Raw genomic sequence first — 19,745 nt, forward strand, 5'->3', positions numbered from 1 at the left:
GGGTGGCGGGGAGCACCCCCGCGCGGGCCCTATGCTGCGGACATGCCGAGTGAGCTGCGCACTCTCCGATCCGCTCTCCCGCCCGCCCTTCAGACCGCCGAGGACCTCGCCTTCATCCGGCGGGAGACCGAGCTGAAGCCCGTCCCCTTCGTGTCCGAGATCAGCCTGCACATGGCCGAGGATGCCATCGCCCTGTGGGAGACGACCGAGCGGGCGCGGGGGGAGGACGGGCTGCCGCCGCCGTTCTGGGCCTTCGCCTGGGCGGGCGGGGTGGCGGTCGCCCGCTACGTGCTGGACCACCCCGAACTGGTCGCCGGCCGTACGGTGTTGGACGTCGCGGCCGGCTCCGGGCTGGTCGGGGTGGCCGCCGCGCTGCGCGGGGCCACGGACGTGCGCGCCGCCGAGATCGACGCCTACGCGGTGGCCGCGATCGGGCTGAACGCCGAGGCCAACGGGGTGCGGGTGGACGGCGCCCTGGTGGACCTGGTGGACGGCGACGGCGGTCCCGCCGAGGTGGTGCTCGCGGGCGACGTCTTCTACGAACGGGCCATGGCCGCCCGCTTCCTGCCCTTCCTGGAGCGGGCCGCGGCGCGCGGCGCGACCGTGGTCGTCGGCGACCCGGGCCGGGCCTACCTGCCCCGCGAGCGGTTCACCGCGGTGGCGGCCTACCAGGTGCCGGTGGTCGCGGACCTGGAGGACACCGCGGTCAAGACCACGACGGTGTGGCGGCTCGGCTGACGGTCGAGGGTGTGGCGGCAGGGGCGCCGTCCGGACGGCCGCCGAGCGCTGGCGGCCGGTTCCGGGGCATGGTCGGCTGGGGGCGATGCGTGTGCGAACGGCGTCGTTCGGCGTCGTTCGGCACCGTTCCGGCGCACCGCCGGACCCGCTCACCCGACAGGGGACCACCATGACCACCACCGTGAACGGACTCAGGCTCGCCCCGCCCCAGGCGGTCGCCGACCTGCACGCCGGCCTGCCCGACTTCGAGCAGGCCCTCGCCTTCTACCACCAGCACCTGGCACCGGACACCGCGATCGACCTGTCCGTCGCGGAGAACGTCCTGCTGTACCACCACTCGATGCAGCGGGACGTCTTCGACAAGGTCCGGCTGATCCCCGAGGCGAACATCAAGTACATGGCCCCGGTCGGCATACCGTGGCTGCGTCAGCAGGTGGCGGACCTGCTCACCCGGGCGTTCGGCCGCACGGTCGCGATGGACGACGTGTTCGGCTGCGCCGGGGTCTCCTCCGCGCTGGAGTGCATCGCCTTCGGGCTCATGCGGCGGCAGGGGACGGGCGGCGAGCCGCTCAAGCCGGGGGACGAGGTGCTGATCCCGGCGCCGTACTGGCAGGGCTTCAACTGGTCGTTCCAGGAACGGCCCAAGCTGAAGTGCGTCCCGGTGCACCTGCCCACCCACGGCGAGGACCGCTACCGGCTCACCCTGAACCTGATCGTGAACGCCTACGAGGCGCGGAAGGAGGCGGGGCACAACCCGCGGCTGCTCGTCCTCACCAATCCGCACAACCCGTTGGGTGTCAACTACCCCAAGGAACTGCTCGACGAGATCTACGACTGGGCGCTCGCGCACACCGATCTCAATATCATCTCGGACGAGATCTACTGTCATTCCCAACTCGACACCGGTACGACGCCGTTCACCAGCGCGGTGGCCCTGGACGCGTACCAGAAGCATGCCGACCGGATCCACCTGGTCTGGGGCTTCGCCAAGGACTTCGGGCTGTCCGGCTTCCGCACGGGATTCGTCGTCTCCAAGAACGAGGCCGTGCACCGCGCCATGCTCGGCAGCGACGACCCGGCCGAGCAGACCCGCGCACTTCCCTGGTTCACCCCGTTCGACTCGCTGAAGACCTACGTCGTCGGGGAGTTGTTCAAGACCACCCTCGACGGGGAGCCGTACCCCGTGCGCGCGATGCGCGACTACCGCGGACTGCTGAGCGCGAGCTTCCGCAGGACCAAGGACGCCCTGGACGCCGCCGGGATCGAGTACGTCCACCGGGACGGCGACAACGCCGCGATGTTCTTCTGGCTCGACCTCACCAGGTACCTCGGCAAGCGCGCGCCCGGCGAGCACGTGAACGGGCTTCCGGCCATCGGGCCGGACGGGCTCGACCCGAACGAGGAGTGGCTGTTCCGCTACCTCGCCGCCAAGCCCACCGAGGTCTCCCTGCTGCCCGGCGGGACCATGCACAACGCGGAGCCGGGCTTTTTCCGGCTCTGCTTCACCAGTCGGATGCCCGAGGACGTCGAGGCCGCCGTGCGGCGGGTGGGCGTGGCGCTGCAGCAGCTGAAGTAGCCGGAGCGGCTCAAGCGGCTCAAGTAGCCGTACGGCGAGCGGCACCGGGTACGCCCCGGTGCCGCTCTTCGCGAATCAGCCGATCAGCCGATCAGCCGCGCAGGCGGGCCAGCCAGGCCTCGACCTCGTCGGAGCGGCGCGGGAGGCCGGCCGAGAGGTTCTCGTTGCCGTCCTCGGTGACGAGGATGTCGTCCTCGATCCGCACCCCGATGCCCCGGTACTCCTCCGGCACCGTCAGGTCGTTCTCCTGGAAGTAGATGCCCGGCTCGACGGTGAGCACCATGCCGGCCACGAGCGGGCCGTCGACGTGCTCCTCGGTGCGGGAGTGGGCGCAGTCGTGGACGTCGATGCCCAGCATGTGCCCGGTGCCGGCCAGGGTGAAGCGGCGGTGCAGGCCCAGCTCGTACACCTTGTCCGCGCTCAGGTCGCCGAACAGGCCCCAGGAGGTGAGGTGTTCGGCGAGTTCGCGCTGGGCGGCGCGGTGGAAGTCGCGGAACTGCCCGCCCGGCCGCACGGCCGCGATGCCGGCCTCCTGGGCCGCGTACACGGCGTCGTAGACCTTGCGCTGCAGCTCGGTGAAGCGGCCGCTGACCGGGAGGGTGCGGGTGACGTCGGCGGTGTAGAGGTGGTTGGTCTCCACGCCCGCGTCGAGCAGCAACAGGTCTCCGGGCCGGGCGTGCCCGCTGTTGCGCACCCAGTGCAGGGTGGTCGCGTGCGGGCCGGCCGCGGCGATGGTGCTGTAGCCCACGTCGTTGCCCTCGACCCGGGCCCGGACGAAGAAGGTGCCCTCGATCAGCCGCTCGGCGGTCTCGGTGTCGGTGCCGAGGACGCGCACCACGTCCTCGAAGCCGCGGGCGGTGGCGGCGCAGGCGAAGCGCAGCTCCTCGATCTCGAACGCGTCCTTGACCAGGCGCAGTCCGGAGAGGAAGACCTCGAACTCCTCGTCCCGCTCGGCGACCGCCCGGTCCGCGAGGGCCTCCTCCACGCCCGCGTCGTGGCGGCGCAGCACCCGCGCCGGGCCGGTGGCGGCGCGCAGGTCCGCGCGGACGGCGCGCACGTCCCGGCAGGGCAGGCCGAACAGCCGCTCGCTCTCGGTCAGGCTGTTGCGGCGGCCGTCCCACAGCTCGCCGTGGCCGTCCAGCCAGAACTCGCCGTTGTCGACGCGGGAGCGGTCGCGCAGGTAGAGCACGGCCTCGTGGCCGACGGCGCCGGTCGGGGTGAGCACCAGGACGCCGTCCTGGGACTGGTCGCCGGTCAGGTAGGCGTAGTCGGAGGAGGGGCGGAACGGGTAGTCGGTGTCGTTGGCCCGGACCTTGGGGTTGCCGGCCGGGACCACCAGCAGCTCGCCGGGGAAGGCGGCGGACAGCTCCGCGCGGCGGCGGGCGGTGTGCGCGGCCTGGGGGACGGGCTCCAGGGCGGTGCGCTCGGTGTCGGCCCAGCCCTGCGTCATGCTCTCCGCGAGCTCGTCCGTGACCCCGCGGGTCAGGCCGTTCTTCCGGTACTTGATGGTCTCGGCGGGATCGGTGGTCTCGGCGGGCTCGGCGGGCTCGGTCACTGAGGTCTCCTGGTGAGGGTGAGGGAAGCGCCGTGCTTCGCTACGCTTCCCCGTCCGTCGGTGTGCGTCCCGTACGGTATATCGAACAGTGCCGGGTGAGAAGAGGTCGAGAGTGAACGATGCCGAGGAATCCGTCCGGAGCGTCCTCGCCGCCAACCTGAAGCGGGTGCGGGCCCAGCGCGGACTGTCGCTGTCCGAGCTGTCCCGGCAGGCCGGGGTAGGGAAGGCGACGCTGTCCCAGCTGGAGTCCGGGGCCGGGAACCCGACGCTGGAGACGGTGCTCGGGCTCTCCCGGGTGCTCGGCGTGCCGATCTCCGACCTGGTCGAGGCCCGGCCGGGCGGCGAGGTCACGGTGGTGCGCGCGGCCGAGACCGAGGTGCTCAGCGGGCGGGGCGTCGACCTGCGCCCGCTGCGCCGGATCGAGTCCGGGGACGCGGTGTTCGAGCTGTACGACCAGGTGGTGCGCACCGGAGCCGCCCAGGACTCCGGGGGCCACACCGGCACCGAGCACACCGTGGTCCAGAGCGGCCGGCTGGGCGTGCGGGTCGACGGGCGCGAGATCGAACTCGGCCCCGGCGACTACATCGGCTTCGACGCGGCGCTGCCGCACGCCTACACCGCGCTGGACGGCGAACAGGTCCGCTCGGTGCTGGTGCTGCAGTACCGGGCCGAGCAGCACGGCCACCTCGCGGAACCGGTCCGGCCGGCCTCGTGGGGGCTCTGGCACTGAGCGGGCGGAACGGGTTCGGCCGCGCTGCCCGGTCGTTCGGAATACCGAACGGTTGATCCGTGCGTCATGATGATCACCATGACGGACGCACTCACCTGGCTCGCCGAACCCCAGTCGATCGCCTACGGCGGCTACAGCGTGGTCCTGGCCCGCGGCCTGGAGCCCGAGGAGCTCGTGGCCCGGATCGCCGAGGAGCTCCCGGGGTGCACCGTGCGCCCGCTCGGCGAACTCACGGCGGACGACCTGCTCGAGGAGTACGAACTCGCATTCCTCGGCGACGTCGAGGACATCGGGCTGCGCCACGGGCGCAGCGGCGACCTCGCCTTCGCGGTGGTGTACGGCTACTGGCAGGGCGAGCTGAGTGTGTCGCCGTCCGCCTCGCGCGGCGGCGCCGAGGTCTACCACCTGGAGTTCGAGGAGGAGAACGGCAAGCCGGTGCCGCCCTTCTTCCGCGGCCACCGGGACGGCCGGGAGACCTGCTTCCTCAACCTCCACCTGGACGCCAGCTGGGGCCCCAACGGCGTCCGGGGCGAGCCGGCCACCGTCGCCGCCCTGACGGCCGAACTGGCCGCCGCCGGGCTGCCCGACCACGACCGCGCGGGCGACGACCTCCACCGCACCTGCCTGGAGGTGCTCGGCCGCCACTTCGGCCTCACCCTGCCGCGTGCTCCGGTGCTGGACGGCGCGCTCCCGGCGGTCCTGCTGGAGACCGACTGACGGGGCGGCCGGCCGGGATCCGGCCGGCCGCCCCCTGTCCTGACCGTGCCCCCGGCGGCCACCGAGGAGGGGCGCCGAGCGGGGCGGGGTGCGGGGTCAGGAACCGTCGGTCAGCCGAGCGTCAGCGATCTGGAGTGAGTGCGCCAGGCGTCGTCCACCGAGACGGTCTCACCCTTGTAGCTGGGGCTCGCGTACCCGGTGGCCTGGACGCCGGTGAACAGGTTGAACCAGCAGTTGGCGTACGGGCGCAGCGAGTACACGTGGTTGGTGAGCGGGGCGGGGATGTCGAAGGAGTAGTCGGCGCTGTTGCCGTTGTAGCAGTCGTGCGGGCCGGTGAAGGTCACGGACGGGCCCTCGAAGAAGAAGTCCTGTTGACATCCTCACCCGCCTAAAGGCGAGTGATTCCCGCCTGTCGCACCGTTGCCTGGTGCGGCTTCGGGTGGGTTCCTGCTTCGCGGCGCTGCGCCGGAACGCGTTCCGGTCTTACCTGCGCTCCACAGGCCGATACCGCCAGTCCGGCGGCCTTGGCGACGTTGACCGCCGCGTTGACATCCCGGTCCAGGACGGCCCCGCATGCCCCGCACGTCCACTCCCGGACATCGAGGGGTTTGGGGCCGTCCTTGACGCCGCAGTTCGAGCACACCTGTGAGGTCGGCTCGAAGCGGCCAATCCGGTGGAAGGCACGCCCGTACCGCACGGCCTTGTACTCCAACATGGTCACGAACGCCGACCACCCGGCGTCGTGCACGGACTTGGCCAGGCGCGTGCGGGCGAGTCCCTTCACCGCCAGGTCCTCCACGGCGACCGCTTGGTTCTCGCGGATCAACTCGGTGGAGAGCCGGTGGTGGAACTCGCGCCGTGCGTCGGCCACCCGTGCGTGCGCACGGGCGACCCTGATCCGGGCCTTGCCCCGGTTCTTCGATCCCTTCACCTTGCGACCGAGCACCCGCTGCGCCTTCTTGAGCTTCTTCTCGGCGCGGCGCAGGAACTTCGGGCTGTCGATCTTCGTGCCGTCCGAGAGCACCGCGAAGTGGGTCAGGCCCAGGTCGATGCCGACCGTGGCGTCGGTCTCGGGCATCCGCTCACGGTCGGCGGCCGGGTCGGTCCCGACCACGAAGGAGGCGAAGTACCGCCCGGCGGCGTCCTGGACCACGGTCACCGTGGACGGCACCGACGGCAGCGGGCGCGACCACTCCACCCGCACGTCACCGATCTTCGGCAGGCGCAGCTTCCCGCCGTCGGTGATCCTCCATCCGGCGTTGGCGGTGAAGCGGATCGCCTGCCGGTTGTACCTGCGGGACTTGAAGCGGGGTGGTCCGGTATTCGGCCGTCTGCCCTCGATGCCGTCGAAGAAGTTCCTGTACGCGGTGTCCAGGTCCCGCAAGGACTGTTGCAGGACCACCGAGGACACCTCGCCGAGCCAGGCACGCTCGGGGGTCTTCTTCGAGGCCGTCAGCCGCTTGGACAGCTCGGCCGACGTGACGAACGGCAACCCGGCGGCGCGGGCGTCCTCGCGGACGCGGAGCGCGTCGTTGAAGACCACCCGTGCACACCCGAACGACCTTGCCAGCAAAGCACACTGACCGGTGCTCGGGTACACGCGGAAGGCGTACCGAAGCTGCACGATGCCCACCGTAGCATTTTGGTTCATGTCACCACGATGGAATCCGAATCCCGATGTGCGCACCGGCCGTCATGTCGTCCACAACCTGCACGTCCACTCGGTTTCGTCACGAAGTACCGGCGCAGGGCCTTCACGGACGCCATGCCGACCCGCTGCGAAGAAATCATGCGGGACGTATGCGCGGACTTCGAGGCCGGGTTGAATCAGTCGACTGCGAACCGGATCACGTGCATCTGCTGGTGCACTACCCACCCGAGATCCAGCTCTCCAAGCTGGTCGACAGCCTCAAGGGCGTCAGTTCCCGAAGGCTCCGACAGGATTACGACAGCCACGTCCGCCGCTACCTGCGGGGCGGCGGCTTCTGGTCCGGAACGAGGTGTGCGGTCCGAAGTCCGGGCCGGGTCGAGCCGGGCCCCGGGGCGTCAACCGGCCGTTCGGGTATCCGCCCTGAGGTGCGAACGGTGCGGGAACGGTCCGTGAATTGTTCCCCGGTCGGGTGAACTGCCCGGCCGGCCCCCGGGGCCCTGCGGGCATCATGGGCCGCGACACGGGACGTCGCGGACCAGGGAGTCGACCGATGGGAAGGCCGATGGCGGAGTTCGGCTGCGCGAAGTGCTACGGCGAGGACGAGCGGGCCGTTTGGGGCCGGCAGCGGGAGGGCTTCGAACACGAGGCGGAAGTGGTGGGCGGCTCGCGCTTCGCCGTCAACCTGCGGCGCTGCCTGGGCTGTTCGCAGCAGTTCGTGTGGATCTTCACCGAGGTCGTCGACTGGATGGGCGGGGACGACGCCCAGTACGTGACGATCATGCCGGTGACGGCCGTCGAGGCGAGCGGCCTGAGGAGCGGAACGCTTCGGCCCCAGGACCTCGGCGCCCTCGGTCGCGGCCGCCGTCACCTGAACCACGACTGGCCCACCGGCGGCCCGGCGCGGCTGCACTGGCGCTCCGGCCGCTTCCTGGTCGCCGAGGGGCGGTAGCTCCTCCGTCCGGCGCCCGGAGCGGTGCGGCGGCTGCCGCCGTTCCGGGCGCTCGCTACTTCCGTCGACCGGGGCGGTGGGTGAGCTTCCTCTCCGCCTTGAGCAGCAGCGGGAGCAGCGCGTAGACGACGACCGGGACGACGAGACCGGTCATGACCAGGGTCCGCAGCACCAGCGGCAGGCGCCCGAGGTGGGGGCCGAGCAGGGCGAAGGCGGCGGTGATGGTCGGGTAGACGGCGAGCCAGGTGAGCAGGGCCCGGCGGTGCACGGACGGGGCTGCGGGGGCCGGTGCGGTGATGCTGTCGGTGGTCAAGGCGGTTTCCTCCCGTGAGTGAGCGGCTGGAGGCCTCGGATGCCCAAAACTCCAACCCGTCGGTTGGAGTTTGGCAGGCGCGCACGCGGATGTCCAACCCTTTGGTTGGAGATTCGCGCTATGGTGATGCCATGGCCTGGGACACCGCACGCACGCAGCAACTCCTCCTCGACGCCGCCGTCGAGGAGTTCGCCGAGTTCGGCCCGGACGGTGCCCGGATCGCCCGCGTCGCCACCCGGGCGGGAGTGAACAAGGAGCGGATCTACCAGTACTTCGGCAGCAAGGACCAGCTCTTCGCCGCGGTACTGGCGTCCGAACTCGGCAAGCTGGCCGAAGCGGTGCCGCTCACCCCGGCGCCGGGGCTGGAGCTCGGCGACTACGCCGGACGCGTCTTCGACTACCACTCGGCCAACCCGCACTTCTCCCGCCTGCTGGCCTGGGAAGGGCTGCAGCGCGGCACGGAGTCCGAAGCTCTGGCGGCGGAGCCCGAACGCACCGCGCACTACGGGGAGAAGGTCGCCGTCCTCGCGGCCGCGCAGCGGGCGGGCGAGCTGGCCGACGACGTGGATCCGGGACGGCTGATGTTCGCGGTGATCGGCCTGGTGAACGCGTGGTTCACGCTCCCGCAGATGGTGCGGCTGCTCCTCTCCGGCGCGACCGACCCGGCGGCGGACCGGGAGGCGCTGGTCACACTGGTGCGCCGCCTGACGAGGCCTGCGGCGGGGTGAGCGGGCGGAGTGGGCCGCGCCCGGAGCGGGCGAGGCCCACTCCGCCGTAACTTCTCAGATGCTGCCGAACTCGCCGGACTTGATGCCGGCGACGAAGGACTGCCAGGCGTCCATGCCGAAGGCGAGCTGAGGGCCGTCGGGGTCCTTGCTGTCCCGCACGGGGAGGACGCCGGGGATGCCCGGTGCGACCTCGATGCAGTTACCGCCGCCACTGCTGTACGAGGACTTCAGCCAGGAGACGGGCTTGGAGGCCGCGATGGGGAACATGGCGTGGAACTCCTTGAGACGCGTGCGGATGAGAGCCAGGGAGTCCGCACATGAGAGGGCTTGGGCCTGGAGCCAATCGTAAGTCCTTGCGAGGGAGTGGATGTTGTCCTGGTTCTCTCGCTCCACGTAGCCCCGTTGGATGGTTTCGAGGTAGGCCATCCACGCCCCGCCCGGGGAGGTGAGCAGCGTGAACGGCAGGAGCGACGGGAGGTTCTCGCCGAGGCTGGACGGCGCGATCTGCAGCATGACGTGCGGAAGGCCGGCGACATTCTCCAGCCGGCGAAGCTGTTCGGCCATGACGAAGGGACCGCCGACGGGCCGCAGGCAGCTCTCTTCCATGACGATGCGGATCGAGGGGGCGGGTTCCTGGTAGAGCACGGCTTGGCGCGCCATCCGGACATTGACGCGTTCGCTGACCTTGTCATCGGGGATCTCGCCCCGTCGGGCCTCGGCACTGACGATCGCGGAGGCGTAGGCCCGGGTCTGGAGCAGTCCGGGGATGACGTTCAGCTCGTAGACCTTGAAGGCCGTGGCCTTGCGCTCGTGCTCGATGAAGGCGACGAATCCGCCGATCAAGGTGCTGCTCTTGGCAGTCCAGTACAGGAGTTCAAGCGCCTCGCAGGTGTCGAGTTCCTTGTCGCACCGGCGAACGAGGTTCAACGGCGCGGGGCGGTCTCCGTTCTCGATCATGGAGATGAGTGAATCGCTGTAGTTGGTCCGCCGTCCGAGCTCGATCTGCGTGAGCCCCCTCGCCCTGCGGAAGCGTCGCAGCTGAACGCCGATGGCCGCGTTCGGAGATGAGGTTGGGTCTACTTCCCGCTGAGGCATGGTGATCACCGATTTCCACAATGCTCGCTGTCAAAGTGAAGCTCTTCTGATACTAGTCGCGAGCAGACACTCTTGGTGAGGGGGTGGCAACAGAGAGAGACTAGTCGGTGAATATGACGAACAATCAAGCTGCCGAAAGCCTGGTTCTGCGGCGGAGCTTTCCGCCCTGCCGCTGCGCGCAGTGCGGCGACTCCGTCCCCGAGGCGCGGGTGAACGCCTCCTCCCTGACCCCCGCGGCGCCGGCCGCGCGGCGGGTGGCGCCCCCCTCCAGCCCCTACCGCCCCTCCACCGTCGGCGAGCGGGTCTTCGACGTCCGCTCCGGCCGCTGGGCCGCCTTCATGGGGTGGCAGCACGGCCGCGCCTACCTCCGGCCCCTCGGGGGCGGCATCGAGTGGGACGCCGAGGCGCGTTGGATCACGAACACCGAACAGTGAGATGCCCGATGAGCAGCATGATCGACAAGATCACGGCCGAGGACCGTCGCACCGCGGCCGACGTCCTCGACGACCTCCAGGCCGTCCTGAACGCCGCCGACGTGAAACTCCCGTCCCTCGGGATCGACTGGCGCTCGGCCAAGGCCACCGGCGTCGTCCTGATCGACCTCGGGGCCGCCCGGCCGGACGTCATCGAGCGGCTGGTCGCCGTCCTCCGCAGAGGTATGCGGCCGTCGCCGCCAGCGGCGTGATCGTCGTCGGAAGCCTCGCGGTCGCCGCCGTCGCCGCCCTCATGATCCCCGAGGGCGTATCGACCCCGGCGAGTGCCATGGTGTTCGTCCTCGTCTTCCTCGCATCCGCTACGGGCGGATTCGCGTTCGCCGCAGGGTGGATGAGGGCGCACACGTAGCAGCGCGGGCTTCGAGTGCCCTCTCGAAGCCCGCGCCGACTCGCGAATTCCGGTCCCCTCAGGTGCCGTTCAGGGCGTAGCTGCGGAAGGTGGCCAGCAGCGGCAGCACCTCGGTCTTGCTGGGGTCCTCGGTGACGGCCCGCATCGCGTCGATCACGGTGTGGGCGATGATCTTCGTCACCGAGAGGTCCTCCGCCGGGGCGAGGGTGCCCCAGGCCTTCAGGGTCTGGGTCAGCAGGGCGCTCATCCGGGCGCCGATGTTGGAGCTGACGGCGTCGGAGATCTCGGCGATCTCCTCGTCGCTCATGGTGGCGCGCAGCCCGAAGGCGAGCGCCATCAGGGTGTCCATGGCGTGCTCGCCGTACGCGGCGACCAGTGCCGGCAGCGGCCGTTCACCGGTGCCGCCCGCCGCCAGGGCGAACAGCGCCTCGTCGTCGTCCTTCCACGCCGCCTCCAGGGCGGCCAAGGCCCGCAGGGCCTCGTCTGCGGTGAGCCCGTCTGTCATGGAAAGAACGGTATTGAGCCGTCCCGGCTTCCGACAGGGGCGGAAGCCGGGATCACCCCTTCGAGCGAAGCGGGGCCGATTCGGGCCGGTGGACGTGCGCGAAGTGCTCCGCGTCCCAGCTGCCGCCCAGCTCAGGGGCCAGCGAGGTGTACGCGAGGGCGGCGAAGTCCTCGGCGCCGCCCGCTCGTTCCGGCAGGGCGCCGAGCAGCGGGGCGCCGGCGGAGCGGGGCAGGTCGGCGAGGTTGCAGCGCTCGGCGAGGCCGGGCTCGGCGGGCCAGGAGCCGACGAGCACACCCGCGAGCGGCAGGCCCCGGGCCGCCAGGGCCTCCGCGGTGAGGGAGACGATGTTGAGCGTCCCGAGCCCGGCCGAGGCGATCAGCAGCACCTCGGCCGGAAGCCCGGCGTCGAGTACCGCCCGGGCCTGGTCGGCGAGCGTGCGGCCCTCGTCGTCGTAGCGGACCAGCAGCCCGCCCGCGCCTTCCACCAGGACCAGGTCGTGTGTGGAAGCCAGCTCGGCGACCTCGGAAACCACCTCGGCGGGGGAGAGGTACGGCATCCCGGCCCGTCGGGCGGCGGTGTCGGGCGCAAGCGGCTCGGGGTAGCGCACCAGCTCACGGATCGTCAGCTCGCCTGCCAGGCGCCGGACTTCGGCGGCGTCGCCGGGCTCCTCGGCCGTCACGCCGGTCTGCCCGGGCTTGAGCACCGCGACCTGCAGCCCGGCCCGCAGCGCCGCCGAGGCGACGGCGGCCGTGGCGACGGTCTTGCCGACGTCCGTGTTGGTCCCCGTCACGAACAGGATGCGCGCGCTCATCCCTTCAGCGCCGCGGCGGTCACGGCGGCAGCGATCCGTGCCACGTCCTCGTCCTCCGTCACATAGGGGGGCATCGTGTAGATCAGATCCCGGAAGGGCCGCAGCCACACGCCTTCGCGCGCCGCCGCCCCGGTGGCCGCCCGGACGTCCACCGGGTGGTCCAACTGCACGACGCCGATGGCCCCTTGGACCCGTACGTCGAGTACGCCGGGGACGTCCGCGGCCGCCGCGAGACCTTCGGTCAGCCCGGTCTCGATCCGTTTCACCTCCGTCGACCAGTCCTGCCCGAGCAGCAGCTCCAGCGAGGCGTTGGCGACCGCGCAGGCCAGCGGGTTGCCCATGAACGTGGGCCCGTGGGCGAGCACCGGCACCTCGCCGCGGCTGATCCCGTCGGCGACCTCGCCGGTGCACAGGGCGGCGGCCAGCGTCAGGTAGCCGCCGGTCAGGGCCTTGCCCAGGCACATCACGTCCGGCGAGACGCCCGCGTGGTCGGCGGCGAACAGGGCGCCGCTGCGCCCGAAGCCGGTGGCGATCTCGTCGAAGACCAGCAGCACCCCGTAGCGGTCGCACAGTTCGCGCAGCATCCGCAGGTAGGCGGGGGAGTGGAAGCGCATCCCGCCCGCGCCCTGGACCACCGGCTCGACGATGACGGCGGCCAGCTCGTCGGCGTGACGTGCCATCAACTCCTCGAACCGCGCCGCGTATTCGGGGTCGATCGGAGCGTCGAACCCGGCCGGCGGCTCCGGAGCGAACAGCTGTCCGGGCAGCACCCCGCCCCACAGGTGGTGCATCCCGCCGTCCGGGTCGCACACCGACATCGGGTGGAAGGTGTCCCCGTGGTAGCCGCCGCGCCAGGTGAGCAGCCGGCGCTTGGCCGGCCGCCCGGTGGACTGCCAGTACTGGAGGCACATCTTCATCGCGACCTCGACGGCCACCGAGCCCGAGTCGGCGAGGAAGACGTGCCGCAGCGGCTCCGGGGTGATCTCCACCAGCCTGGCGGCCAGCCGGACGGCGGGCTCGTGGGTGAGCCCGCCGAACATCACATGGCTCATCCGCCCCAGCTGCTCGCGCACCGCCTCGTCCAGCACCGGGTGCCGGTAGCCGTGGATCGCTGCCCACCAGGACGACATCCCGTCGACCAGCTCGCGCCGCCCGCCCTCGACCGGTTCGGCCAGGCGCAGCCGCACCCCGGAGGCGGACTCGACCACGTACGGGGTGGCGGTCCCGGGCATCGGCCCGTACGGGTGCCACACATGGGCGCGGTCGAGGGCGAGCAGGTCGGCTGCGGACGGCTGGAGCATGGTGCGTTCTCCGGAGGGTCGGAACTGTCAGGCGTTGGGCGCGAGTTCGGTGCCGGCGCCGCGGCGGCGGACCTTGACGAGGTCGCTGCGGAGCTCGTCCTCGGCGCCGGATTCGGCGACGGCCGCCGGGGAGACGGTCTCCGAGGGGACGGTCTCCGAGGGGACGGCGTCGGAGGGGACGGTCTCCGGGGCGGAGGCGTCCGAGCCGTGGGCGTGCCCGCCGCACGGCCCGCAGCCGCCGCCGCTGCCGCAGGCCGAGGCCGCGGTGCCGCAGCCGCCGCCCGCCCGCTCCGCCTCGGCGACGTCCGCGCGGTGGCGCGGCAGGGTGGCCTCGCCGGCGCCCTCGACCTCGAAGCCGGCGTCCTTGATCATGTCGAGGTCGGTCTGCCCGGCCTGGCCCTCGCTGGTCAGGTAGTCACCGAGGAAGATGGAGTTGGCGATGTGCAGGCCGAGCGGCTGCATCGAGCGCAGATGCACCTCGCGCCCGCCGGCGATCCGCACCTCGGTGTCCGGGTTGACAAAGCGGACCATCGCCAGGATGCGCAGGCAGCGCTGCGGGGTGAGGTTCCACTCCTTGGCGAGCGGGGTGCCCTCGAACGGGATGAGGAAGTTGACCGGGACGGAGTCCGAGCCGAGGTCGCGCAGGGCGAAGACGACGTCGACCAGGTCCTCGTCGCTCTCGCCCATGCCGGCGATCAGGCCGGAGCAGGCGGACAGGCCCGCGCCGTGGGCCTTCTGGACGGTGTCCACCCGGTCCGCGTAGGTGTGGGTCTTGGTGATGGTCCCGTAGGTGCCCTCGGAGGTGTTGAGGTTGTGGTTGTAGGCGTCGGCGCCGGCCGCCTTGAGCCGCTCCGCCTGGTTGTCGGAGAGCAGGCCGAGGCAGACGCAGATCTCGACCTCGGGGTCGGCGTCCTTGATGGCGGCCATGGTGTCGGTGACCCGGTCGATGTCGCGGTCCGTCGGACCGCGGCCGCTGGCGACCAGACAGACCCGCTTGGCGCCGCCGGCCACCCCGGCGCGGGCCGCGTCGGCGGCCTGGTCGGGCTTGAGCCAGGTGTACTTGAGGATCTCGGCCTTGGACCCGAGCCGCTGCGAGCAGTACGAGCAGTCCTCCGGGCAGAGCCCGCTCTTCAGGTTCACCAGGTAGTTGAGCTTGACCCGGCGGCCGAACCAGCGGCGGCGCACCTTGCCGGCCGCGGCGACCACGTCGAGCAGCTCGTCGTCGGTGGTGGCGAGGACGGCCAGGGCCTCCTCGCGGGTCGGGACTTCGCCGCGCAGGCCCTTGGCGGTGAGGGTATCGAGCAGATCCATGGGGCCGATCCTGCCTGGTGGTGATCGAGCGGCGCCAGAGCAAACCCGCCAGAAGATCGGTGTGAGGATGTGCCGATTGCCACAGTGTCGAAGGTCACGGCTCCGCCGCTGGTCACGCGCTTGACGCGAGGCCGGGCCGGAGGTTACCGGCGGGTAGGGAGTGGGTGGTGAGCGGGCGGCGAGCGTGGCGCCGGGCCGGTGGCCGAGGGCCGCGGCGGACGATGATCCACAACCCCCGACCCCGTGACCCACGCCACCCCCCGGTTGCTTAGAATCTGCGCCATGACCACGCAGGGGGAGCGCACCCCGACTCCGGGAGAAGGCCGGGAAGGCCGGGCAGAGCAGGGGGTCGGCGGCGACGCCGGCACCGATGGGGGGACGGACCGCACGCGGGGCCGTCGGCTGACGGCCCGTCGAACGGTCGGGTGGATCGTCGTCGTCGGGGTGGTCGCGGCCGGGGGATGGATCATCACCCGCCCGATGCCCGGCGACTACATACCCGGGCTCGGCCCGTCCAGCAAGGACGCGACCGCGACGCCGAAGGTGGTGGGCGCCCCGCCGCCGCGCACCGACCCCGAGGCCCTCAACGTCGACAACCTCTTCCCCGCCCAGCGGCCCGTCGAGGTCGGCGCCTTCAAGGCGCGGCGCAACGGCGTCCGGCAGGGCGAGAACTGCGCCGAAGTGCTCCAGGACCGCACCCAGGACCCGCTCAAGGACACCGGCTGCCAGAGCTACCTGACCGTCAGCTTCAGCGGCCAGGACCGCCCGGTGCTCAGCAGCGTCACCCTGCTGCGCTTCCCCGACCAGCCCTCCGCCGCCAGGGCCGCCGACGCCCTGCGGGCCAAGCCCGGCGCGGTCGCCTTCATCCTCGCCGACACCACCACCGCCCCCGCCCAGCCGCCCGGCGGCGCCCGGACGGGCGGCGAGCCGCGGATCGAGGCGGTCGGGCACTACGTGACCGTCACCAGCTCGCGCTCGGGCGACGGCCGGCCGGCCACCACCCCCGGCAGCACCGGGGCACCGGCCACGCCGCTCCCGGGGGCCACCGGCACGGCGCCCAGCAGCGAACAGACCCTGGACGAGGCCACCCGCGCGCTCTCCTACGCCGCGGGCTCGCCGTTCGCCTGGATGTGACGGCGGCCTGACGGCGGCCCGATGACGACGGCCGGACGACGGCCCGAGACGGTCCGACGGCGGCCCGATGGCGACGACGGCCCGATGACGAATCCCCCCGGAAGCCGCGGCCTCCGGGGGGATTCGTCATCGTCAGGACCGGATCCGTGACCGGATCCGTGACCGGATCCGTGACCGGGCCCGCGCCCGGACCGGGATCCGGCTCAGCCGCCGAGCCGGTCCACCGCCGTCACCCGCAGCACCGCCCGGCCCTCCTCGTCCGAGCCGTACAGGTCGACCTCGGCGCTGATGCCCCAGTCGTGGTCGCCCTCCGGGTCGTCGAAGATCTGCCGGACCCGCCAGGAGGAGTCCTCCTCCTCGATGATCAGCATCTTGGGGCCGCGCGCGTTCGGGCCGGTGCCGAGGTCGTCGTACTCCTCCCAGTACCCGTCCATGGCGTCCGCCCAGCGGTCCGCGTCCCAGCCGTACTCGCCGTCCAGCTCGGCGAGCTCCTCGTAGTGCTCCAGCGCGCACAGCTCGACCCGGCGGAACATCTCGTTGCGCACCAGGACGCGGAAGGCGCGGGCGTTGGCGGTGACCGGCGCCGGCTTGTCGTCCAGCCGCACCTCGGCGGTGGCGGCCTCGGTCGGGTTGGCCAGCTGCTCCCACTCGTCCAGCAGGCTGGAGTCGACCTGGCGGACCAGCTCGCCGAGCCAGGCGATGACGTCCTTGAGGTCGTCGGTCTTCACGTCCTCGGGGACGGTCTGCTCCAGCGCCTTGAACGCGCCGGCCAGGTAGCGCAGCACGATGCCCTCGGTCCGGGCCAGCTCGTAGAAGCCGACGTAGTCCGAGAAGGTCATCGCCCGCTCGTACAGGTCGCGGACCACCGACTTCGGCTGCAGCTGGTGGTCGCCGATCCACGGGTGCGCCCGGCGGTACACCTCGTAGGCGTGGGTGAGCAGCTCCTCCAGCGGCTTCGGGTAGGTGATCTCCTGGAGCCGCTCCATCCGCTCCTCGTACTCGATGCCGTCCCGCTTCATCTCGCCGACGGCCTCGCCGCGCGCCTTGTTCTGCTGGGCGGCGAGGATCTGGCGCGGGTCGTCGAGGGTCGCCTCGACGACCGAGATCACGTCCATCGCGTACGAGGGCGAGGTCGGGTCGAGCAGCTCGAAGGCGGCCAGCGCGAAGGTCGACAGCGGCTGGTTGAGCGCGAAGTTCTCCTGGAGGTCCAGGGTGAGGCGGACGATCCGGCCCTCGGAGTCGGGCTCCGGCAGCCGCTCCACCACGCCGCCCTCCAGCAGCGAACGGTAGATGGCGATCGTGGTGCGGATGTGCCGGCGCTGCGCGGCCCGGTCCTCGTGGTTGTCGGTCAGCAGCTTGCGCATCGCCTCGAAGGCGTTGCCCGGGCGGCCGATCACCGACAGCAGCATCGCGTGGCTCACCTTGAACCGGGAGACCAGCGGCTCCGGGTCGGCGCCGATCAGCCTCTCGAAGGTCTCCTCGGTCCAGCCGACGAAGCCCTCCGGCGCCTTCTTGCGGACCACCTTGCGCTTCTTCTTCGGGTCGTCCCCGGCCTTGGCGATCGCCTTGTCGTTCTCGATCACGTGCTCCGGCGCCTGCGCCACCACCTGGCCGACGGTGTCGAAGCCGGCCCGGCCGGCCCGGCCGGCGATCTGGTGGAACTCGCGGGCGCGCAGGATGCGCACGCGCTGCCCGTCGTACTTGGACAGCGCGGTGAACAGCACCGTGCGGATCGGCACATTGACGCCGACGCCGAGCGTGTCGGTGCCGCAGATGACCTTCAACAGGCCCGCCTGGGCGAGGCGTTCGACCAGCCGGCGGTACTTCGGCAGCATGCCCGCGTGGTGCACGCCGATGCCGTGACGCACGAAACGGGACAGGTTGCGGCCGAACTTGGTGGTGAAACGGAAGCCGCCGATCAGATCGGCGATGGCCTCCTTCTCCGCCTTCGAGCACATGTTGATGCTCATCAGCGACTGGGCCCGCTCCACCGCCTCCTTCTGGGTGAAGTGCACGACGTAGACCGGCGCCTGGCCGGTCTGCAGCAGCTCCTCCAGGGTGTCGTGCATCGAGGTGCGGCGGTACTCGTAGAACAGCGGCACCGGGCGGGTCGCGTTGCGCACCACCGTGGTCGGACGGCCCGTGCGGCGGGTCAGGTCCTCCTCGAAGCGGCGGACGTCGCCGAGCGTCGCGGACATCAGCAGGAACTGCGCCTGCGGCAGCTCCAGCAGCGGGATCTGCCACGCCCAGCCGCGGTCCGGCTCCGCGTAGAAGTGGAACTCGTCCATGACCACCTGGCCGATGTCCGCCCGGGTGCCGTCGCGCAGCGCGATCTGGGCCAGCACCTCGGCGGTGCAGCAGATGATCGGCGCGGTCGGGTTCACGCTCGCGTCGCCGGTCATCATGCCGACCTGCTCGGTGCCGAACATCTTCACCAGGTCGAAGAACTTCTCCGACACCAGCGCCTTGATCGGGGCGGTGTAGAACGTCCGCTGCCCCGCCGCCAGCGCCGCGAAGTGCGCCCCCGCCGCCACCAGGCTCTTGCCCGACCCGGTCGGCGTCGCCAGGATCACGTTGTTCCCCGACACCAGCTCGATCAGCGCCTCCTCCTGCGCCGGGTACAGGGTGATCCCCCGATCCTCCGCCCAGGCTGCGAACGTCTCGTACAGCGCGTCGGGGGTGGCGGGCTTCGGCATCAGATCAAGGAGGGTCACCCGGCTATCTTGCCTGCTCGCCGCCACCCCCGGCAAAGCCCGGGGCCGCGACGGGCAGGTCGGGAGGCCGTCAGAACGGTGCGGCGGGCTCCCGCGCGGCCAGCTGCGGGTCGTTCGTGCAGCGCTGGGCGCGGACCAGCTCCCTCGCGGTGCGCAGGGCGGCGGCGATACGGATCCGGTGGACCTCGGTGACGGGGGTGTCCGAGGACCAGCGGTCGCCGGTGATCGTGACCAGGCGGTACGGCCTCTCGGAGGGCTGCCCGAGCACCGCCGCGCCGAGTGCGATCGGCAGGACACGGCGGCGGCGCGGACGCTCAGCCACCGGCCTTCCCCTTCGACAGCTCAGGCACGGCCGGGGCCGCCGCAGGCAGCTGCACCTGGTTGGTGCACCGGTACTCGGCGGCGGCGACCCGGGCGACCTTCAGCGCGGCATCGGCGTACGCCTGGCGGGCCTTGGCGGGCGAGGCGCCGTCCACCGGCTCGCCCCCGGCCTCCACGCGGACGTACGGCGGGGCCTTGAGATCGGGACGGTCCCCGGGCGGCACCTGGAAGTCGCAGCGCACGTAGAGCCGGACGAAGTGATCCGAATCGTCGCTGGCCAGCCCCACCGCCCCGGGGCCGAAGTCCAGGTCGGCGACGGCGTGGTGCCTCCCGGTGTCCCTGGCGCGGTCGGCGTCCACCCCGTCCCAGGCGGGGTGGACCCGGACGTCGAGGAGGAAGCCGCCGGAGCCGTCGTCCCCGTTCCAGACGACCCGGCAGTCGGTGCTGCGGACCCGGGGTTCGTCCGGCACGGCCGGCGTCTGGAGCCGGGCCCGCGGCACGGCCTCGTACACCTTCCCGAACCGCCCGGCCAGCGGCTTCAGGTCATCGCGTGACAGCGCGGACCAGCAGGCGCTCTGCGCGATCTCCAACGACCGCCACGGCTGCCAGGCCCACAGCCCGCCCCCCACGGCAGCGGCCACCGCGAGGCCCCCGGCCAGCCACGGCAGCACCCGGAGCCGCCGCCACCACGACGGTGGCGGCGGCGGGTCGTCGGGCGAGCGCGGGATGATGTGTGCGACGTCGACCATGGTT

The 19,745-nt window shown here is 71.7% G+C and carries 22 protein-coding genes; 10 read left to right on the forward strand and 12 right to left on the reverse strand.

Annotated elements, in window-relative coordinates; all coding sequences use genetic code 11:
• Positions 1 to 42: 42 nt before the first annotated feature.
• Positions 43 to 738: a class I SAM-dependent methyltransferase gene (locus tag ACFVVA_RS08230; RefSeq protein WP_380350612.1), complete on the forward strand. Its 696-nt coding sequence runs from the start codon at positions 43 to 45 to the stop codon at positions 736 to 738.
• A gap of 169 nt (positions 739 to 907) precedes the next feature.
• A complete protein-coding gene (locus tag ACFVVA_RS08235; protein ID WP_387686951.1) occupies positions 908 to 2,314 on the forward strand; it encodes a pyridoxal phosphate-dependent aminotransferase in 1,407 nt (468 codons plus the stop codon).
• Positions 2,315 to 2,405: 91 nt separating this feature from the next.
• On the opposite strand, the gene ACFVVA_RS08240 is transcribed toward ACFVVA_RS08235, so the two are convergent.
• Complete coding sequence (locus ACFVVA_RS08240) at positions 2,406 to 3,869, reverse strand: aminopeptidase P family protein (protein WP_387686954.1); 1,464 nt, start codon at positions 3,867 to 3,869, stop codon at positions 2,406 to 2,408.
• Positions 3,870 to 3,981: 112 nt separating this feature from the next.
• Here ACFVVA_RS08240 and ACFVVA_RS08245 point away from each other — a divergent pair, with 112 nt between their 5' ends.
• Positions 3,982 to 4,599, forward strand: coding sequence for a helix-turn-helix domain-containing protein (locus tag ACFVVA_RS08245; protein ID WP_387686957.1), 618 nt, complete (start codon positions 3,982 to 3,984; stop codon positions 4,597 to 4,599).
• 78 nt (positions 4,600 to 4,677) lie between these two features.
• Positions 4,678 to 5,316, forward strand: coding sequence for a hypothetical protein (locus tag ACFVVA_RS08250; RefSeq protein WP_387686959.1), 639 nt, complete (start codon positions 4,678 to 4,680; stop codon positions 5,314 to 5,316).
• Positions 5,317 to 5,426: 110 nt separating this feature from the next.
• On the opposite strand, the gene ACFVVA_RS08255 is transcribed toward ACFVVA_RS08250, so the two are convergent.
• Positions 5,427 to 5,660 carry a hypothetical protein gene (locus ACFVVA_RS08255; RefSeq protein ID WP_387686962.1) on the reverse strand — a complete coding sequence of 78 codons (234 nt, stop codon included), beginning with the start codon at positions 5,658 to 5,660 and terminating at the stop codon, positions 5,427 to 5,429.
• 44 nt (positions 5,661 to 5,704) lie between these two features.
• Complete coding sequence (locus ACFVVA_RS08260; protein WP_387687389.1) at positions 5,705 to 6,940, reverse strand: RNA-guided endonuclease InsQ/TnpB family protein; 1,236 nt, start codon at positions 6,938 to 6,940, stop codon at positions 5,705 to 5,707.
• Between the two features lie 176 nt (positions 6,941 to 7,116).
• Here ACFVVA_RS08260 and tnpA point away from each other — a divergent pair, with 176 nt between their 5' ends.
• Positions 7,117 to 7,440, forward strand: coding sequence for an IS200/IS605 family transposase (gene tnpA / locus ACFVVA_RS08265; protein ID WP_387686964.1), 324 nt, complete (start codon positions 7,117 to 7,119; stop codon positions 7,438 to 7,440).
• Positions 7,441 to 7,517: 77 nt separating this feature from the next.
• On the forward strand, positions 7,518 to 7,916 hold the full coding sequence (locus ACFVVA_RS08270) for a hypothetical protein (RefSeq protein ID WP_387686966.1): 399 nt from the start codon (positions 7,518 to 7,520) through the stop codon (positions 7,914 to 7,916).
• A gap of 55 nt (positions 7,917 to 7,971) precedes the next feature.
• Here the strand turns inward: ACFVVA_RS08270 and ACFVVA_RS08275 are convergent, their stop codons facing one another.
• Positions 7,972 to 8,229: a hypothetical protein gene (locus tag ACFVVA_RS08275; protein ID WP_387686968.1), complete on the reverse strand. Its 258-nt coding sequence runs from the start codon at positions 8,227 to 8,229 to the stop codon at positions 7,972 to 7,974.
• A gap of 131 nt (positions 8,230 to 8,360) precedes the next feature.
• Here ACFVVA_RS08275 and ACFVVA_RS08280 point away from each other — a divergent pair, with 131 nt between their 5' ends.
• Positions 8,361 to 8,957 (forward strand): TetR family transcriptional regulator, encoded by a 597-nt coding sequence (locus ACFVVA_RS08280; protein ID WP_387686970.1) that lies wholly within the window; start codon positions 8,361 to 8,363, stop codon positions 8,955 to 8,957.
• 54 nt (positions 8,958 to 9,011) lie between these two features.
• Here the strand turns inward: ACFVVA_RS08280 and ACFVVA_RS08285 are convergent, their stop codons facing one another.
• Positions 9,012 to 10,052: a Scr1 family TA system antitoxin-like transcriptional regulator gene (locus tag ACFVVA_RS08285; protein WP_387687391.1), complete on the reverse strand. Its 1,041-nt coding sequence runs from the start codon at positions 10,050 to 10,052 to the stop codon at positions 9,012 to 9,014.
• A 113-nt stretch (positions 10,053 to 10,165) separates the two neighbouring features.
• On the opposite strand from ACFVVA_RS08285, the gene ACFVVA_RS08290 reads away from it, so the two are divergent.
• On the forward strand, positions 10,166 to 10,486 hold the full coding sequence (locus ACFVVA_RS08290; RefSeq protein ID WP_387686972.1) for a hypothetical protein: 321 nt from the start codon (positions 10,166 to 10,168) through the stop codon (positions 10,484 to 10,486).
• A gap of 8 nt (positions 10,487 to 10,494) precedes the next feature.
• A complete protein-coding gene (locus ACFVVA_RS08295) occupies positions 10,495 to 10,737 on the forward strand; it encodes a hypothetical protein (protein ID WP_387686974.1) in 243 nt (80 codons plus the stop codon).
• Between the two features lie 216 nt (positions 10,738 to 10,953).
• Here the strand turns inward: ACFVVA_RS08295 and ACFVVA_RS08300 are convergent, their stop codons facing one another.
• The 4 genes from ACFVVA_RS08300 to bioB are packed head-to-tail and all read right to left on the reverse strand — an operon-like array spanning position 10,954 to position 14,823.
• A complete protein-coding gene (locus tag ACFVVA_RS08300) occupies positions 10,954 to 11,400 on the reverse strand; it encodes a hypothetical protein (RefSeq protein WP_359913369.1) in 447 nt (148 codons plus the stop codon).
• Between the two features lie 52 nt (positions 11,401 to 11,452).
• On the reverse strand, positions 11,453 to 12,211 hold the full coding sequence (bioD, locus tag ACFVVA_RS08305; protein WP_387686977.1) for a dethiobiotin synthase: 759 nt from the start codon (positions 12,209 to 12,211) through the stop codon (positions 11,453 to 11,455).
• Positions 12,208 to 13,512, reverse strand: a complete 1,305-nt coding sequence (locus ACFVVA_RS08310) for an adenosylmethionine--8-amino-7-oxononanoate transaminase (protein ID WP_387686979.1) — start codon at positions 13,510 to 13,512, stop codon at positions 12,208 to 12,210. The genes bioD and ACFVVA_RS08310 overlap by 4 nt, the downstream gene beginning before the upstream one ends.
• A 27-nt stretch (positions 13,513 to 13,539) precedes the next feature.
• Positions 13,540 to 14,823 carry a biotin synthase BioB gene (gene bioB / locus ACFVVA_RS08315; protein ID WP_387686981.1) on the reverse strand — a complete coding sequence of 428 codons (1,284 nt, stop codon included), beginning with the start codon at positions 14,821 to 14,823 and terminating at the stop codon, positions 13,540 to 13,542.
• 282 nt (positions 14,824 to 15,105) lie between these two features.
• On the opposite strand from bioB, the gene ACFVVA_RS08320 reads away from it, so the two are divergent.
• Complete coding sequence (locus ACFVVA_RS08320; RefSeq protein ID WP_387686983.1) at positions 15,106 to 15,957, forward strand: hypothetical protein; 852 nt, start codon at positions 15,106 to 15,108, stop codon at positions 15,955 to 15,957.
• A gap of 203 nt (positions 15,958 to 16,160) precedes the next feature.
• On the opposite strand, the gene ACFVVA_RS08325 is transcribed toward ACFVVA_RS08320, so the two are convergent.
• From ACFVVA_RS08325 to ACFVVA_RS08335, 3 genes are all read right to left on the reverse strand, one after another.
• Positions 16,161 to 18,653, reverse strand: coding sequence for a DEAD/DEAH box helicase (locus tag ACFVVA_RS08325; RefSeq protein ID WP_387687393.1), 2,493 nt, complete (start codon positions 18,651 to 18,653; stop codon positions 16,161 to 16,163).
• Positions 18,654 to 18,741: 88 nt separating this feature from the next.
• The gene (locus tag ACFVVA_RS08330; protein ID WP_387686985.1) at positions 18,742 to 18,993 is read right to left on the reverse strand and encodes a hypothetical protein; all 252 of its coding nucleotides are present in this window, start codon (positions 18,991 to 18,993) and stop codon (positions 18,742 to 18,744) included.
• Positions 18,986 to 19,741 (reverse strand): hypothetical protein, encoded by a 756-nt coding sequence (locus tag ACFVVA_RS08335; RefSeq protein ID WP_387686987.1) that lies wholly within the window; start codon positions 19,739 to 19,741, stop codon positions 18,986 to 18,988. The genes ACFVVA_RS08330 and ACFVVA_RS08335 overlap by 8 nt, the downstream gene beginning before the upstream one ends.
• Positions 19,742 to 19,745: the final 4 nt, after the last annotated feature.

Source organism: Kitasatospora sp. NPDC058048, assembly GCF_042885555.1.
In the GTDB taxonomy this organism is placed as follows: domain Bacteria; phylum Actinomycetota; class Actinomycetes; order Streptomycetales; family Streptomycetaceae; genus Kitasatospora; species Kitasatospora lactacystinica.

Coding starts and splice junctions, on each gene's coding strand:
- ACFVVA_RS08320 (WP_387686983.1), top strand. CDS start 15,106: ATGACCACGCAGGGGGAGCGCACCCCGACTCCGGGAGAAGGCCGGGAA.
- ACFVVA_RS08325 (WP_387687393.1), bottom strand. CDS start 18,653: ATGCCGAAGCCCGCCACCCCCGACGCGCTGTACGAGACGTTCGCAGCC.
- ACFVVA_RS08235 (WP_387686951.1), top strand. CDS start 908: ATGACCACCACCGTGAACGGACTCAGGCTCGCCCCGCCCCAGGCGGTC.
- ACFVVA_RS08285 (WP_387687391.1), bottom strand. CDS start 10,052: ATGCCTCAGCGGGAAGTAGACCCAACCTCATCTCCGAACGCGGCCATC.
- ACFVVA_RS08280 (WP_387686970.1), top strand. CDS start 8,361: ATGGCCTGGGACACCGCACGCACGCAGCAACTCCTCCTCGACGCCGCC.
- ACFVVA_RS08270 (WP_387686966.1), top strand. CDS start 7,518: ATGGGAAGGCCGATGGCGGAGTTCGGCTGCGCGAAGTGCTACGGCGAG.
- ACFVVA_RS08310 (WP_387686979.1), bottom strand. CDS start 13,512: ATGCTCCAGCCGTCCGCAGCCGACCTGCTCGCCCTCGACCGCGCCCAT.
- bioB (WP_387686981.1), bottom strand. CDS start 14,823: ATGGATCTGCTCGATACCCTCACCGCCAAGGGCCTGCGCGGCGAAGTC.
- ACFVVA_RS08300 (WP_359913369.1), bottom strand. CDS start 11,400: ATGACAGACGGGCTCACCGCAGACGAGGCCCTGCGGGCCTTGGCCGCC.
- tnpA (WP_387686964.1), top strand. CDS start 7,117: ATGCGCGGACTTCGAGGCCGGGTTGAATCAGTCGACTGCGAACCGGAT.
- ACFVVA_RS08290 (WP_387686972.1), top strand. CDS start 10,166: ATGACGAACAATCAAGCTGCCGAAAGCCTGGTTCTGCGGCGGAGCTTT.
- ACFVVA_RS08230 (WP_380350612.1), top strand. CDS start 43: ATGCCGAGTGAGCTGCGCACTCTCCGATCCGCTCTCCCGCCCGCCCTT.
- ACFVVA_RS08295 (WP_387686974.1), top strand. CDS start 10,495: ATGAGCAGCATGATCGACAAGATCACGGCCGAGGACCGTCGCACCGCG.
- ACFVVA_RS08250 (WP_387686959.1), top strand. CDS start 4,678: ATGACGGACGCACTCACCTGGCTCGCCGAACCCCAGTCGATCGCCTAC.
- ACFVVA_RS08335 (WP_387686987.1), bottom strand. CDS start 19,741: ATGGTCGACGTCGCACACATCATCCCGCGCTCGCCCGACGACCCGCCG.
- bioD (WP_387686977.1), bottom strand. CDS start 12,211: ATGAGCGCGCGCATCCTGTTCGTGACGGGGACCAACACGGACGTCGGC.